This window comes from Streptomyces sp. S465 (assembly GCF_026898115.1).
Classification (GTDB): Bacteria; Actinomycetota; Actinomycetes; order Streptomycetales; family Streptomycetaceae; genus Streptomyces; species Streptomyces luomodiensis.
This window is the reverse complement of the sequence record NZ_CP114036.1, coordinates 1,715,707-1,731,422: the sequence shown is the minus strand read 5'-3', so window position 1 is coordinate 1,731,422 and position 15,716 is coordinate 1,715,707. Positions and strand designations below refer to the sequence as shown.

8 protein-coding genes are annotated in these 15,716 nt (G+C 71.1%); 7 read left to right on the top strand and 1 reads right to left on the bottom strand.

What is annotated here, in order from left to right; all coding sequences use genetic code 11:
- The first annotated feature begins 183 nt into the window (after nucleotides 1-183).
- From N6H00_RS07340 to N6H00_RS07310, 7 genes are all read left to right on the top strand, one after another.
- Nucleotides 184-2,391 (top strand): TOMM precursor leader peptide-binding protein, encoded by a 2,208-nt coding sequence (locus tag N6H00_RS07340; RefSeq protein WP_268970768.1) that lies wholly within the window; start codon nucleotides 184-186, stop codon nucleotides 2,389-2,391.
- Between the two features lie 68 nt (nucleotides 2,392-2,459).
- On the top strand, nucleotides 2,460-3,950 hold the full coding sequence (locus N6H00_RS07335) for a SagB family peptide dehydrogenase (protein ID WP_268970767.1): 1,491 nt from the start codon (nucleotides 2,460-2,462) through the stop codon (nucleotides 3,948-3,950).
- Nucleotides 3,934-4,749: an HlyD family efflux transporter periplasmic adaptor subunit gene (locus N6H00_RS07330; RefSeq protein WP_268970766.1), complete on the top strand. Its 816-nt coding sequence runs from the start codon at nucleotides 3,934-3,936 to the stop codon at nucleotides 4,747-4,749. The genes N6H00_RS07335 and N6H00_RS07330 overlap by 17 nt, the downstream gene beginning before the upstream one ends.
- Nucleotides 4,746-7,121: an NHLP family bacteriocin export ABC transporter peptidase/permease/ATPase subunit gene (locus N6H00_RS07325; RefSeq protein WP_268970765.1), complete on the top strand. Its 2,376-nt coding sequence runs from the start codon at nucleotides 4,746-4,748 to the stop codon at nucleotides 7,119-7,121. The genes N6H00_RS07330 and N6H00_RS07325 overlap by 4 nt, the downstream gene beginning before the upstream one ends.
- A gap of 4 nt (nucleotides 7,122-7,125) precedes the next feature.
- Entirely contained in the window at nucleotides 7,126-10,269 is a 3,144-nt protein-coding gene (locus tag N6H00_RS07320) for an NHLP bacteriocin export ABC transporter permease/ATPase subunit (protein WP_268970764.1), read from the top strand.
- A 95-nt stretch (nucleotides 10,270-10,364) separates the two neighbouring features.
- A complete protein-coding gene (locus tag N6H00_RS07315; RefSeq protein WP_268970763.1) occupies nucleotides 10,365-11,735 on the top strand; it encodes a cytochrome P450 in 1,371 nt (456 codons plus the stop codon).
- Between the two features lie 13 nt (nucleotides 11,736-11,748).
- Nucleotides 11,749-12,561, top strand: coding sequence for a methyltransferase domain-containing protein (locus N6H00_RS07310; protein ID WP_268970762.1), 813 nt, complete (start codon nucleotides 11,749-11,751; stop codon nucleotides 12,559-12,561).
- A gap of 36 nt (nucleotides 12,562-12,597) precedes the next feature.
- Here N6H00_RS07310 and N6H00_RS07305 read toward each other — a convergent pair whose 3' ends face one another.
- Nucleotides 12,598-15,396 carry a helix-turn-helix transcriptional regulator gene (locus N6H00_RS07305; RefSeq protein WP_268970761.1) on the bottom strand — a complete coding sequence of 933 codons (2,799 nt, stop codon included), beginning with the start codon at nucleotides 15,394-15,396 and terminating at the stop codon, nucleotides 12,598-12,600.
- Nucleotides 15,397-15,716 lie beyond the last annotated feature (320 nt).

The window sequence follows — 15,716 nt, the reverse complement described above, 5'->3', positions numbered from 1 at the left end:
CAGAGGCAGCCGAGGAGCGCCGAAAGAATAGCCGACGGTCGTCCTGAATTCCTTGCTTTACCTGTCCCGACGGGTAATAAAGTGTCGGACCACGTCGAGATGTCTTTGGAGGGCGCCGTGGATCTGCCTCGCTTTAAGGCACACCTTGTCCCGCAGGTCGTCAGTCCGGATCGGGTCTTCCTGGTGTCGGAGGAAGGCCACTATCTGGTGCAGGGCAAGGCGGTCGCCGAGGTGGTGCCCTTCCTGGACGGGACCCACACGATCGCCGAGATAGCCCTGAAGCTCTCCGACCGGTTCACCCTGGGTGAAGTCGTCTTCGCCATCAGCAAGTTCCAGCGCTTCCACCACCTCGCCGAGGGCCCTGTCGGGACCGACCGTGCCTCGGTGGCCTTCTGGGAGGCCCAGGGCGTGGACGCCGCCGAGGCCACCCGGCGGCTGGACGAGGCCCAGGTGGAGATCACCTCGGTGGGTGCGGTGGACGAGGCGGAGGTGGTGGCCGCGCTGCGGACGACCGGCATCGAGGTACGGCCGGTCACCGCCGCCGCGGCCGGTGCCACCGCTCCGACCCTGGCCGTCGTGCTCGCCGACGACTACGGCAACCCCGAACTCACCGCCGTCGACGCCCGCCTGCGCGGGGCCGGCATCCCCTGGCTGCTGGCCAAGCCCACCGGCGCCGATGTCTGGACCGGCCCCTACCTGGTGCCGGACGTCACCGGATGCTGGCAGTGCCTGGCCCGGCGGCTGGAAGGCAATCGGCAGGTGGAGGCGTACCTCAAGCGCAAGCGGGGCGACGACGCTCCGATCCTCACCTCTGTGGCGGCCTCCCCCTGGTCGGGAGGGCTTGCGGCACAGATGGTCGTCGGCGCCGTGGCCGGCATCATCGGGGCGGAGGCGGCCGACTACCGGGGAGTCCTGATCTCGGTGCATGTCCCGACCATGCGGACCGAACGCCACCAGCTGATCCGGCAGCCGCAGTGTCCCGGCTGCGGAGACCCCTCGGTCCTGCACATCGACCCCCGGATCGAACTGACCGAGCAGGCCGTGCGGTTCAGCGCGGACGGCGGGCACCGGACGATGCGCCCCGACGACACCTACAAGCGGCTGCAGAAGCACATCAGCCGGCTGACCGGCGCCGTCAGCTCGCTGCGGCTGCTCAATGACGTCGACAACGGCGTCACCTACAGCTACTCGGCCGGCCACAACTTCGCGATGCCCGGCGACAACCTCGCCATGCTGCGCCGCAACCTGCGCGGCCAGAGCGGCGGCAAGGGCCGCACCGACATCCAGGCCCGGGTCAGCGGAATGTGCGAGGCCATCGAACGGTACTCGGGAGTATGGCGCGACGACCGCCCCACCCGCCGGGCCAGCTTCGACGCGCTCGGTCCCGACCTGGCGGTGCACGCAGGCGACCTGCTGCTGTACTCCGAGGCCCAGTACGCCGGCCGGGAGGAATGGAACCACAACGGCGCGGGCCGGCTGCACATCGTGCCGGAACCGTTCGACACCGGCCGCGAGATCGACTGGACGGCGGCGTGGTCGCTGACGCACGACCGGGAGCGACTGGTGCCGGCGGGATACGCCTGGTTCGGCCACCCCGACCTGGTGGACCACTTCTACTGTTTCAGCGACGGCAACGGCAACGCCGCCGGGAACACCCTCGAAGAGGCGATCCTCCAGGCGTTCTACGAACTCTGCGAGCGCGACGCGGTCGGCCTGTGGTGGTACAACCGCGCGCTGCGGCCCGGCTTCGATCTCGACAGCCTGCACGAGCCGTACATCGACACCCTCCGTGAGTTCTACGCCGGCATGAACCGCAGCCTGGAGGCGGTGGACATCACCACCGACCTGGGCATCCCCACCTTCGCCGCGGTCTCGCGCCGGATCGACCACCCGGTGGAGGACGTGCTGCTGGGATTCGGGGCGCACCTGGACGTGCGGATCGCCGTCCTGCGGGCCCTGACCGAGGTCAACCAGTTCCTGCCGGCGGTGATCAACCGCAAGGCGGACGGGTCCACCGACTACTGGGAGGACGACCCGGACACGCTCGCATGGCTCCAGCAGGTGACGGCCGCCCAGGACCCCTGGGTCGTGCCGGCCCCGAACCTCCCCACCACCTCGGCCGGCAGCTACTCCGGCCTGTTCTCCGGTGACCTGGCCACGGACATCCGGGGCGGGGTCGAGCGGGTGCGCAAGGCGGGCCTCGAAGTGATCGTCCTCGACCAGAGCCTGCCCGACCTGGAGCTGAAGGTCGCCAAGGTCATGGTCCCGGGCATGCGCCACTTCTGGCGCCGGCTGGGTCCGGGCCGGCTCTACTCCGTACCAGTGGAACTGGGCTGGCTGTCCGCGGCAACCGCCGAGGACCGGATGAACCCGCGAAGCGTCTTCTTCTGACCCGCCCCCACAAGCACGTCCTCGCCCCGTGTCAGGGCTTTCCCCACCGCGGTCTCCCTGGAGATGACATGACTGGTCCCGATCCTTCCGGCGCCATCAGCAACCCCCCACCCGCCCCCGGTCCGGTGCGTGTCGGTGAACTCCTGCGGCTTCACCCGGGCGCCCGGATCGTCACCGTCCCCAGCGGCGCGACCCAGATTCTCATCGGGCAGCGCGGTACCTCGCTGGGTGCGCTGTCACCCGGACTGACGGCGGCCATGGAGCTGCTCGCCACCCAAGAGACCGGCAGCGACGAGCTGCTGGACGTCGTCCGGAGCCACGAGGGCGAGCTGGGCATGCTCAAGATTCCCACGCTGCTGCGGAGGCTGCGGGCGGGCGGCTGGCTCTCCGCCACCCTGGAGGTCGCGGGAGCGCCGCTGCTGACCTTCCGCCCGCTCGGCCCCACCGTTCCGCCCGTTCTCCAGCATGACGGCGACCCGGCCGAGCTGCGGATGTCCCGCTTCGCCGTGCTGCGCGCCGATGGCACGGGCATGGTGCTGGAGTCGCCGCTGGCGCACGTCGCCGCCGAACTGCACGATCCGGCGCTCGCCGGTCTGCTGGCCGCGCTGCCCGCACAGCGGGACCCCCGCGACCCCGCGGGCGCGCGGACCTACCCGGTGGACTGGCCGGAAGCGGTCCCCGCGCTGCTGAGCGCCCTGGCCCGGCACGGCTTTCTGGTTCCGCGGAGCGGCGCCGCCGAGGAAGACTTCCGCTTCGCGCAGTGGTCGCCGCACGAGCTGTGGTTCCACAGCCGTACCCGCGTCGGACGCCACGACCTGCCGTACGGCGGCACCTACTGGGCCAAGGGCTTCGCCGAGCCGCTGCCCTCGGTCCGGCCGCCCTTCGACGGCCGCTCGGTGGAGCTGCCCCGGGCGGACCTCCAGGCGCTGCGCACGAGCGACCGGACCCTCACCGAGGTACTGGAGGACCGGCGGTCGTTACGGCTGCACGACAGCGCGGCGCCGCTCACGGCCGGGCAGCTGGGCGAGTTCCTGTACCGGAGCGCACGGAACCGGGGCAGGTACGACGACGGTTCGCAGGAACTGGGCGACCGGCCCTACCCGTCCGGCGGCCGGGCGTACGAGCTGGAGATCTATCCGCTGATCCACCAGGTGGACGGTGTGGCACCGGGCCTGTACCACTACGACCCCGAGGAACACCGGCTGGAGCTGGTCGCCGAGCCCGGACCGGCGCTGACCCGCCTGGCCGAGATGTCCCGCGCGACCGCGCAGATGTCCGCTCCGCCGCAGGTGACGCTGCTGATCACGGCGCGCTTCGGGAGGGTGATGTGGAAGTACTCCTCGATGGGTTACGCCCTGGTGCTCAAACACGTGGGGGTGCTCTACCAGGTGATGTACAGCGTGGCCACCGCGATGGGGCTCGCGGGCTGCGGGCTCGGCGGCGGCGACTCCGACGCCTTCGCCGCCGCCTCCGGGGTGCCCTGGGAGAGCGAGTCGACCGTCGGCGAGTTCCTGCTCGGCAGCCTCGGGAAGGAGGGCGGCGATGGAGTTCCGGCGTAAGGCACTGGAGAACCTGCGCCAACCCGACGACCTGGACAGCCCGGTGCGCCTGACCCGGCCGCGTGCCTGGGCGGTGCTGGCGGTCGTGGGGGCGATCATCGTGGGCGGCCTGGTGTGGTCCTTCAACGGCGAACTGGCCCGGAGCGTGAACGTGCCGGGCATCCTCACCCATCCACTGGGGGTGTCCAAGGTCGAAAGTCCGCAGAGCGGGACGGTGTCGAACGTCTTCGTCGACACCGGGGACGTGGTGACCAAGGGCGCTCGGGTGCTGTCCCTGGTCGACGCCGAAGGAGCCACCAAGACCGTCCGGGCCCCCTTCTCCGGCCGGGCGATCGCCCTGCTGGTCGGCAACGGGCAGTACGTCGCCGCGGGCGCGACGTTCATGACGGTGGAGCGCACCGACGGCGAGAACGACCGGATGGTGGCCGTCCTGTTCGCCCCCGCGGACAAGGCGGGCCTGCTGAAGATCGGCGACAGGGTGGACATGGACGTGGCGTCGGCTCCCGCGCAGGCGTTCGGCCTGATGCGCGGCCGGGTCACCGCCATGGACCAATTCCCCCAGACCGAACAGCAGGTGCAGGACTTCCTGGGCGGGAACAAACTGCTGGCCACACAACTCCTGGAGCAAGGCGGACCGATCCGGATCACCGTCGACCCGGACCGCGACGCCGACGTGCCCAGCGGTTACCGCTGGACCACAACGTCCGGACCGCCGTTCCGCATCAACTCGTGGACCCAGGTCAGCGCCATCGGCCGGCTGCCCGGTGAGCGCCCCATTGATTGGCTGCTGCCGCGATGACGACTCGATCCGTTCCCCCACAGCACACGCCGGGCCGGAAGGCCGACTCCGAGGCGGCGAGCGAACAGCCGCACCACGGGATGCGGCGCGGCCGGCGCGAGGGCCGCTCCGATAAGCGGATGCGCGTCCGTACCCCGACCGTGATCCAGCTCGAGGCGGTCGAATGCGGCGCGGCCTCACTGAGCATGGTGCTGGGCCACTTCGGGCGGTTCGTCCCCCTGGAGGAGCTGCGGACCGCCTGCGGCGTCTCCCGTGACGGGGCCAAGGCGTCGAACCTGCTGCGAGCGGCCAGAAGCTACGGCCTGCTGGCCAGAGGCCGGCAGATGGAGGTGGAAAAACTCCGCACGCTGCGGCCGCCGACGATCCTGTTCTGGAATTTCAACCACTTCGTGGTCTACGAGGGCATGGGCACCCGGCTCGGACGGCCGGTGGTCCACCTCAACGACCCCGCCTCCGGCAAGCGCACCGTCAGCCTCGAGGAGTTCGACAACAGCTTCACCGGCATCGTCCTCACCTTCGAGCGCGGGCCGGACTTCCAGCGCGGCGGACGCCCCCCGCGCATCCTCTCGGACCTGTACGCCCGCTACAGCAGCAACGGTGGGGCCCTGCTGCTCGCGCTCCTGGCCAGTATCCTGCTGATCATCCCCGGCGTGGCGGTTCCCGCGTTCACGCGGGCCTTCATCGACCGGGTACTGAACAACGGCGATCACTCCTTCATCACACCGTTGCTCGGCGCGATGGGCGTGGCCGCCGGGCTGACCGTCGTGCTGACCCTGCTTCAGCAGGCACATCTGCTGCGGGTGGAGTCGTCGACGGCGATCCGCAGTTCCGCCCGCGTCGTCCGGCACCTGCTGCGCCTGCCGGTGGTCTTCTTCACGCAGCGCAACCCGGCCGAGATCTCCCAGCGGGTCGCCTCCAACGACAGAGTCGCCGAGATCCTGTCCCGGGACGTGGCGACCGCGGCGGTCAGCGCGCTGCTCGTGGTGTTCTACGCGATCCTGCTGTGGACCTACGATGCCGAGTTGACCGTGATCGGCGTCGGGGTGGCCCTGCTGAACATCGTGGTGCTGCGCCTGGTGTCACGGCTCCGCAGCGACGCGGTGTCCAAACTCCGGGCGGACCGGGCGCGGCTGACAGCGGCGTCGTTCAACGGCCTCCAGCTCATCGAGACGATGAAGGCGTCAGGCACCGAGAACGACTACTTCGGGCGCTGGGCGGGCTTCCAGGCCAAGGTGGTCTCCGGATCGCAGGTCCTCGGCACGCCCACCGCGCTGCTCGCCGTCGTACCACCGCTCCTGGCGGCGGTGGACAGCGGCTGCATCCTGCTGATCGGCGGTCTCAAGGCGATCGACGGGGCCATCTCCATCGGTCTGCTGGTCGCCTTCCAGACGCTGGTGACGAACTTCAGCCGTCCGGTCTCCCAGCTGACCAACCTGGGGCCGCGGGTGCAGGACGTGGCCGCCGACATCAACCGGCTCAAGGACATCGAACGGTTCCCGCTGGCCGCCGACTTCGGTGCCGTGGCGCCCGGCAGCGGCCCGGCCGGCGCGCCGAACGGCGGACCCGGCCGGGCACCGGCGCCGCGGGAGCCCCGGCGCCACGCCCCGGACCGGCCCGCCCCCTCGCCGTCTCCGGCCTCCCGCCGGCCCACCAGCGTGGCGAGCGTGGAGCTGCGCGGTATCACCTTCGGATACAGCCCGCTGGGGGATCCGCTGCTGCGGGACTTCGACCTGACCGTGCGGCCCGGACAGCGCGTGGCGCTGGTGGGCGGCTCGGGGAGCGGGAAGTCCACGGTGAGCCGGCTCATCGCCGGTCTGTACGAGCCGTGGTCCGGCCAGATCCTTTTCGACGGCCGGGAACGCCGGGAGTACGCCCGCGACACCCTCGGCAGCGCGGTGGCCTTCGTCGACCAGGACATCTTCCTCTTCGAGGGAACGGTCCGGGAGAACGTCACCTTGTGGGACACCTCCATCCCCGACGACAGGATCGTCGCCGCTCTGCGCGCCGCGGCCGTCTACGACGTCGTGGCCTCCCGGCCGGGCACCCTCGGCAGCGTCGTCGCCGAGGGCGGCTCCAACTTCTCCGGAGGCCAGCGGCAGCGTCTGGAGATCGCCCGCGCACTGGTCCGCGGGCCCAGCGTCATGGTGCTCGACGAGGCCACGAGCGCCCTGGACGCGGAGACCGAGAAGCGCATCGACGACAACCTCCGCCGGCTCGGCTGCGCTTGCGTGATCATCGCCCACCGGCTGTCGACGATCCGGGACAGTGACGAGATCCTGGTACTGGATCACGGCCGGGTCGTGCAGCGCGGCACGCATCACACCCTTGTCGGGGCGGAGGGACTGTACGCCGACTTGATCCGGGAGCAATGAAGCAGTGACCACATCCCACTTCCCGATCTGGTCCGGCTCGGAAGCGATGGATTTCTCCGAGCTCGCCGCGATCCTCGGTCCTCGGACAGAGGGCGTCTTCGCACTGGACGACCCCGGGCGCCTGTGGTTCGTCACCGAGGGCATGCTGGACCTCTTCGCCGTCAGCGAGGAGGACAGCGGACGCTGGACCTTCCTGTGCCGCGTCGGGACCGGCACCGTACTGTGCGGCGGCCGGTCGGACGGGCCGGTCCTCGTCGGCAAACCGCTGCCCGGCGGAGCCGTGCGCGACGGCACGCTGGTCGACGCGCTCTGCGTCGTGCGTCGCACTGCCGGACACGGCGCCTGGCCGCGCGACGGCGGGCCGGGAAGCCGGCTGGCGGCGCAACTGGCGGCCGGGCTGGACGCCGGGTTCGTGGCACTGGCCGACGCCGTGCGGACCGAGCTGCCACCGAGGGAATTCGTCCCGCTGGAAACGGACAGCGCCGACGGGGTGTCCCGGCCTTCGCGCCGCACCCGGCTGCCGGCCGGGTCCATGGCACGCTCGGTCGACGGCGCGGTCTGGATCCAGGTGCTCCAGGGTTCGGTCGGACTGGCGCTGACCGACGTCAACGAGGCCGACGCGCGCTCCCGGCCCGCCGCCACCCCACCACCTCCACCGCCCCCACCAGCCCCGTCACCCCCGCCGTCCCCACCGTCCGCATCCGACGCGTTCGCCACATCCGGCTGGCCCGGCCGAGGCACCACGAAACGGTTCCTGGTCACCGAGGCGGACTGGGTGCGCTCCCCCAAGGGCGCGGTGGTGGGCGTCCTGCGCACCGCGGAGGTCATGGCCGACCCGGACTTCGCCCACGAGGTCCTGTCCCAGCAGCGCCTTCTCATGCGACGGCTGACCGATCGGATGATCAGCCGACGGTCCACGGCCCGCCGCGAGATGCGACAGCGCCGGAAACTGGACGCCGAGACGCTACAGCGCTCCTCCCGCGCTCTGACGGCCGTGCTCGACCCGTTCGGGCTGCCGGGGGACGGCGACTTCGACCCCTCCGACCAGGACACCTATCTGGCGGTGGCCCGCATCGTCGGACACGCCTCGGGCGTCGACATCACCCGCGCCTCCACGTCGGAGGCCTCCGACGCCCGGCTGGGCCCCGTGGAGCGGATCGCGGTGTCCTCGCGTTTCCGCACCCGGCAGATCCGTCTGGACGGCAGATGGTGGCGCACGGACCTGGGGCCGCTGTTCGCCCATCTCGGTCCGGATACCACCGGCGGACCGGGGGACCCGCCGGGCGACACCGCCACCAAGCGCACCCCGGTGGCGCTGATCTGGCGGCGGGGCCGGTACGAGGCCCGGCAGCCCGGCGGCAAGGCCGTGCGGGTCGGCCGTGCCTACGCCGCACGGCTGGAGAACACCGCGTGGATGTTCTACCCGCCGCTGCCGGACGAACCCCTGAGCCGGGGCGCTCTGGTCCGGTTCGGTCTGCGCGGCAGCGCGCGGGACGCCGGGGTGATGGTCGGACTCGGACTGGCCGCGGCACTGCTCGGACTGCTGGTTCCGGTGCTCACCGGCAAGGTGCTCGGCGACCTGGTGCCCCGTGCCGATCGGGGGCCGGTGACGCAGGTGTGCGTGGTCCTGTTCACCGCGGCGGTGTTCTCGGCGGTGCTGTCGGCGGTCCAGAACCTGTCGCTGCTGCGGTTGGAGGGACGCTTCGAGGGGCGGGCACAAGCCGCGGTGTGGGACCGGCTCCTGCGGCTTCCCACCGCGTTCTTCACCAAGGTCTCCACGGGAGAGCTGAGCAATTCCGCGATGGGTGTCAGCACCATCCGGGAGGTGCTGTCCGGCATCACCAACCAGGTGGTACTGGGCTGCCTGCTGTTCGTCACCAACCTGAGTCTGCTGTTCTTCTACAGCGTCCCCCTGGCCCTGATGGCGCTGGCCCTGGCACTCGCCGGCGGCGGGGTCTGCCTGGTGGTGGGGATCAAGCAGACCACATGGCAGCAGCGACTGACCGAGCACGACCACAAGCTGGCCGGAACCCTTTTCCAGATGCTCGGCGGTCTGTCCAAGCTGCGCGTCGCCGTGGCGGAGGACCGGGCGTACGCCCACTGGGCTCTGGGATTCGCCCAGTCCCGGAGGCTGTCCTCCCGCGCGCGCCGCTTGCAGAACGTGGTCACCGTCTTCAACTCCGGATATCTGCTGGTGTGTACCCTGCTGCTGTTCGCGCTCGTCGGCGGCCCGGCCAGCCACCAGCTCTCCGTCAGCGATTTCCTGACCTTCAACAGTGCCTACGGCATGATGCTGGCGGCCTGTGTCCAGGTCACCGGGAGCGTCACCATGGCGTCAGCGGTGATACCGCTCTTCGACGGCCTGCAACCGGTGATCTCCGAGGTGCCGGAGGTGTCGGCCACCAAGGAGTCGCCCGGCGACCTGTACGGCGAGATCGAGGTCAGCAACGTCAGCTTCCGCTATCACGACGATCAGCCGCCGGTGCTGCACGATGTCAGCTTCCAGGCGCGGCCGGGGGAGTTCGTCGCCATCGTGGGGCCGACGGGGTGCGGGAAGTCGACGCTGCTCAGGCTGCTCATCGGTTTCGACGAGCCCACCACCGGAGCGGTCCTGTACGACGGCATGGACCTGTCGTCGCTCGACGTGACGGCCGTCCGCCGACAGTGCGGTGTCGTGCTCCAGAACGGAAACCTGTTCGCCGGCAGCGTCCTGTCCAACATCTGCGGCATGGGCAACTACTCGCTCGACGAAGCGTGGGAGGCCGCCGAGATGGCCGGACTCGACGAGGATCTCGGACGGATGCCGATGGGCATGCACACCGTCCTTTCCGAAGGGGCGACGACGCTGTCGGCCGGCCAGCGACAGCGGCTCATGATCGCCCGTGCGCTGATCGGCCGGCCCCGCATCCTCTTCTTCGACGAGGCCACCAGCGCACTGGACAACCGCACCCAGGAGATCGTCACGCAGAGCATGCGGCGGCTGAACGCGAGCCGCATCGTGATCGCCCACCGGCTGTCGACGGTGATGCGGGCGGACCGGGTGCTGGTTCTGGACGCCGGCCGGCTCGTGCAGGCCGGCAGTCCGGAGGAACTGCTGAAGGACAAGGACGGCATGTTCTACCGCCTCGTCCAGCGGCAGATGTCCTGATCCACCGCTGCCCCGCGGCCCGCCCGGTGCCGCGGGCCGCAACAGGTCGTGCCGGGCGCACGACCCCCGACCCGCCGCTTCGAAGGAGACGTGTCATGCCCCGCCCCACCCGGTCCGACGCCATCCCGACGGCCGGCTCCGACGACCGCCCCCCAGGGCCGGCGGAGGACCTGGCGCTGGCCGGCATCCGCGCGGACCCGCTCACCTTCCTTTCGGACCTGGTCACCGAGTACGGCGACCTCTGCAGCCATCGCACCCGCGGCCAGACCGTGTGGTTCGCCAATACGCCCGAACTCGCCCGGCACATCCTGAAGGACAACTACACCAACTACACCAAGGCCGGGACGCCGGACGACTTCATGCTGACCCCTCTGCTCGGAAAGGGGCTGCTCACCAGCAACGGCGCGCAGTGGGAGCGGCAGCGGCGACTGTGCGCGCCATCCTTCCGGCGGGTGGCGGTCGAGTCGTTCGACGGCCTGATGGTCGAGGCGGCTCTCGACCTGGCCACCGCCTGGGGCGAGGCGGCCGACCGGGGCGATGCCGTCCGGGTGGACCACGACTTCACCTCACTCACCCTGCGGGTGGTGGCCTCCGCGCTGCTCGGCTCCGAACTGACCGCGGCCGGACGTGGTTTCGGGCAGGCGGTCGACGACATCAACCGGTTCATCGGGCACTTCGACGGGACCCCGCCCGAGGACGAGGACGTCCGGGCCCGGCTCCGGGCGTACACGGGCGCGAAGGGCTTCCTGGACAGGGTGGTCGGCACCATGATCGGGGCCCGGCGGCTGACCGGCCCCCACGGGCACCCCGGAGACCTGCTGGACGCGATGCTGGGCGCCCGGGACGAGCACGGCGACGCCCTCTTTGACCAGGAGGTGCACGACCAGGTCCTGACCATGGTCATGGCCGGTCACGAGACCACCGCGAAGGCCCTCAGCTGGACGCTCCACCTGCTCGACCGGTACCCCGAGCACGCGGCGCGGGTGCGAACCGAGATCGACCGGGTCCTGGGTACCCGGCTGCCGACCGCCGCGGACCTGTCCGAGCTGGTCCATACCCGGCAGTGTCTGGACGAGGCCATCCGCCTGTTCCCGCCGGTGTGGCTGATCTCCCGGCGCGCGGTGAACGACGACCTCCTCGGCGGGTTCCGGATCCCCGCCGGCACGCTGGTGTGCGTCAGCCCCTGGACGCTGCACCGGCATCCGGAGTACTGGGAGGCGCCCGAGGAATACCGGCCCGAGCGCCGGCACAGCCGGGCGGTTCACTCGTACCTGCCGTTCGGCGGTGGCCCCCGGGTCTGCATCGGACAGGCCTTCGCCACGACGGAGGCGATGCTCGTCCTCACGGTCGTCCTCCAGCGGCTCCGGCTGACGCGGGCACCCGGCACCACGGTCGTCCCCGAGGCGCTGGTCACCTTGCGTCCGCGGGACGGTCTGCTGATGCGGGTGGAGCGGCGCCATGGGTGAGGCGGGAGGGCCGGTGACACCAGGCGCTCACAGCTACCGCCCCGAAAGGGAACTGGGCGGATTCGAGCAGGAGGTGGAGCGCTTGGCCCACCAGGCCACGCTGACCTGGGCGCACGAGTGGCGCATCCTCCAGCCGCTGGCGCCCTCCGGCGGTGGGGCGGTGCTGGACGCGGGCTGCGGAAACGGCGCGGTGACCGCCGAACTGAGCGCCGCGCTGCCGGAATCCCGAGTCGTCGGGCTGGACGCGCACCCCGGACTCCTGGACCGGGCGCGCGCCCGCGCGGCGGCCGGAGCGGAACTGGAGCTGTTCCTGGGCGACATCGGCGACACACCGTTCGCGGACGCGACGTTCGACCTGGTGCTGTCGAGGTACGTCTTCCAGCACCTGCGGGAGCCGGTCGCCGCGGCACGGGAGCTGCGCCGGGTCCTGCGGCCGGGCGGGCACCTTGTCGTGATCGACGTCGATGCCGGGTTGTGGGGGACGGCGGAGCCCGACCTGTCGGGCTTGGCCCAAGAGGCGTACCGCGCACTCGGCGCGGCGCAGTCCGCGGCCGGCGGGGACCGGCTGATCGCCCGGCGCCTGCCCCGCGTGCTCAGGGACGCCGGCTTCACCGACGTGACCGTGCGGCCGTTCGCCTACACCAGCGACGAAGTGGGGCTCGCGGCCCTGGCGCCGCAATTGTCCCCGGAGCGGCTGCTGCCGCTGGTCGAGCGGGGCGCGGTCGGCATGACGGCGTATCTCCGGGCGATGACCGCCTGGCAGAGCTTCGTGGCCGGTGACGGCTTCGTGCTGCTGCTGGGGTTCGCCGTGGTGGGGCGCCGGTAGGCCCGGACGTCTCCACCGGCCGGCCGGGTGCACCCCTCAGCACTCGTGGCGCAGCACCGCGCCCAGGGCGTCGGGCAGGGCGTTCCGTCCGCGGATGGACAATTTGCTGTAGACATGCGTGAGATGGACCTCGACGGTGCGCGGGGTGATGTGCAGCAGATCGGCGATGCTCTTGTTGGTTCTGCCCCGGGCGGCGTGTATGGCGATACGACGCTCGGTCGGTGTGAGGGCCGGGAGTCCGGACACCGGGGTGCGCCGAAGCCGTCCCCCCGAGGCGAGCAGCGATTGGTGCGCCTCGGCGGTGAGCGACCGCGCGCCCGACTCCTCGGCGAGCAGCATTCCCCTGTGCAGCGCCTGCCGGGCATGGGCGTAAGAACCGTTGCGCCCCTGCGCCTGGCCCGCCGCGACGAGGGAAAGCGCCAGCTGGAGCCGGGCGTCGGTCTGCTCGAGCAGGGACACGGACTCGGCCAGCGCGCGCTCCGCCGCCGCCCCCGAGCTCACTGCCCCCAGCGAGCGCAACGACTGGCCGATGACCGCGGGATTGCCCCAGCGCCGGGCCAGTTCGACCTCCGTCTCCGCGAGCCGACGGGCCTCCGCGTCGTTTCCGAGCCGTTTCCACGCCAGCGCGGCGCAGCCGCGCCAGGCACTCAGAGCGGGGTTGACGATCTCCAGTGCCTCCAGCCGGTGCCCGCACTCCATCAGGTCGGCGAGTGCGCCCCGGAGGTCACCCGAGTGCAGGCGCAACATACCCCGAATGCCCAGGGCGCTTGCGGGCAGATCGTGGAGTCCTTGGAGGAGGCCGACGGACTCCTCGCAGTGGCCCATGGCCCCGCGCACCCGGGCGACCTCGGTCACCGCGACGGCATGGCAGCTCTTCACCTCATGATGGGCGGTGGTGAGGGCCTGCGCCCACTTGGCCTCGGTGAGCGCCAGGGACAGATCACCCAGCCGCACGGCGATCTCGGCGCGCTGGCAATGAGCGATCACCCGGGGGAAGAGCGCGTCCTGGTCCAGCGCTGTGGTCAGCATGTGATCGGCCCAGCGCTGCGCCTCACGCAGCTGCCCCGCCCACGTCAGTACGGTGATACATCGCAGCAGCAGCACCAGCGAAGCGCTGTCCGCCGGCCGCTCGCCCGCCAGCGCCCGGTGCACCAGCTCCAGCGGGACGTCGCGGGGCTCGGACCGGCAGGCCAGATCGCCGGCCATGGCTGCCAGCAGCTCCCGCTCGCCGGGGGTGACGCCGAGTGTGTGGCTCAGGGCGGGCCGGTCGGGCGCCGCCACGACCGGCGCCCTTCCCCCCTCGGGCACCGTACTGGTCAGGGACTGCACGCTCAGGCTCAGCTCCGTATCGGCCAGCTCGGCGAACGCCTTCTCGTCGACATGGGCGAGTACGGTGCGGGGCGGGCGCAGCGCCGACTCGGCACTGCCCTGCCGCAGCACCCGTGCGTAGGCGCGTTCCACGATCGCCGCCGCCTGGCGCGCCGGATCGGAGAAGAGGCGGACCGCCTCGTCCAGATGGCGGTCGGCGGCCGCGGGCGCGAAGAGCACCTCGGCGCGGCCCAGCAGCCAGAGCACCTCCGCGCGCTCTTCCTCCGGAATCCAGTCCCGGAGCACACGCCACGCGTACTCGGCACACGTCTTGGGGTCGCCCGCCCTCAGGGCGTCGTCCGCGGCGTTCTTCAGGACACCGCACGCCCACGCGTCCTCGGCCACGTCGGCCTGTAGCAGGTGCTCGGCGACCTGCGGCAGCGGCGCCCCCAGGTCGTTCAGCCGCCGGGCGGCCCGCATGTGCAGCGCGCGCCGCGCATCGGCGGACATGTCCCGGTGGATCAGCCTCCACAGCTCGGCATTGGTGAAGCGGTACCGCTCGGGGGTGCCCGTCGGGCGAAAGACCCCCACCCGGGTCAGCTCCGCGGTGAGTCCCCAGATCGTGTCCCCGTACAGGTTGAGCATGTCCGCGATCACCGCGCAATCGCCTTCTTCGCCGAGTACCGCGGCGACCTCGGCGACCTCGCGGAGGGTGGCGGGCTGGCGCAGCAGCCGGGCGGCGGCGGCCTCGGCCTGTAGCCGTTCACCGCATCGCCGCACCCGGTCGACCTGTGACGCCCGAGGGGGCACGGCGTCGGCGGTCAGGGACGCCAGCAGCTTTTCCAGACGGGAGGGACGCCCGTGGGTGGCCTCGGCACAGGCTTGTACGAACTCGTCGTCGCAGCCCTGCCCGGAATAGGCGGTCTCGACCATGTCGCGCACGCTGTGCGGGGAGAGCGGGCTGAGGGTGAGGGACTGACATCGGTCGCACGTGGAGATGTCGTCGATCAGTGTGCGGTCGACCGGGGTTTCGTCCGTACGGTAGGCCAGGATCAGCAAGACCGGCAGATGGTGCAGGCGGCGTACCAGAAAGCCGAAACAGCGCAGTGAGGTCTCGTCCATCCACTGGATGTGATCGACGATGACGACCAGCGGATGCCGGCGGGCGCCCTGTGTGAAGCCTTCCCACAGGGCTTCGAAGAGCTGATGGTCGAAGGGGCCGGTGCCTTCGCTTGTTCCGCTGAGCGGTTCCTCGCCCTCGACGTTCTCGTCCCGGCCGGCGACCTTGAGCGAGGCGGCCCGCAGCTGGCGGACGACCGCGAACCGACGGTGGGCGTCCGAAGGAGAACACGACAGGCTCCAGACCATGCTGCCCAAGCGCCGCACGCGTTCGGCCACCTCGCCCAGGAGCGCGGAACAGCGCATTCCCGAGACGGACCGGACCAGGACGGCATTGCCCATGCCCGCCCTGGCACTGCGCGCGCGTGATAACAGATCCGCGAGTTCCGACACACGTTCAGGCTGCACGTCCCCTCCTCGCTCGGTGTTTTGCCGACCTTGCCGTCCGGCCCGGATCGATGGACCGTTCTCTTTCCGCCCGTGGTTCTGGCCAGGCGCGTTGGCACCGTCCGCAGGAAGGGTCCGGCGCGGCCTGTGCCGCGGTCATCGTCTCCACGGGCGGCGCGAGCTACCGCGGGGTGAGGTTCGTCCGGAAGCGGCAGCCATCAGCGCGGGAGAATTCCCGACCACGGTCTCCCGCGACAGGCTTTAGCGGTCGGCGCCCTGCACGGTCATACTCCGGGTGCCAGACGGCGGCGTCGCGCAATCCGCGTACACCACGGGGCCAC

Bases quoted from the DNA above. Each gene is read 5' to 3' on its own strand.
- N6H00_RS07335 (WP_268970767.1), top strand. From the start codon at position 2,460: ATGACTGGTCCCGATCCTTCCGGCGCCATCAGCAACCCCCCACCCGCC.
- N6H00_RS07330 (WP_268970766.1), top strand. From the start codon at position 3,934: ATGGAGTTCCGGCGTAAGGCACTGGAGAACCTGCGCCAACCCGACGAC.
- N6H00_RS07325 (WP_268970765.1), top strand. From the start codon at position 4,746: ATGACGACTCGATCCGTTCCCCCACAGCACACGCCGGGCCGGAAGGCC.
- N6H00_RS07315 (WP_268970763.1), top strand. From the start codon at position 10,365: ATGCCCCGCCCCACCCGGTCCGACGCCATCCCGACGGCCGGCTCCGAC.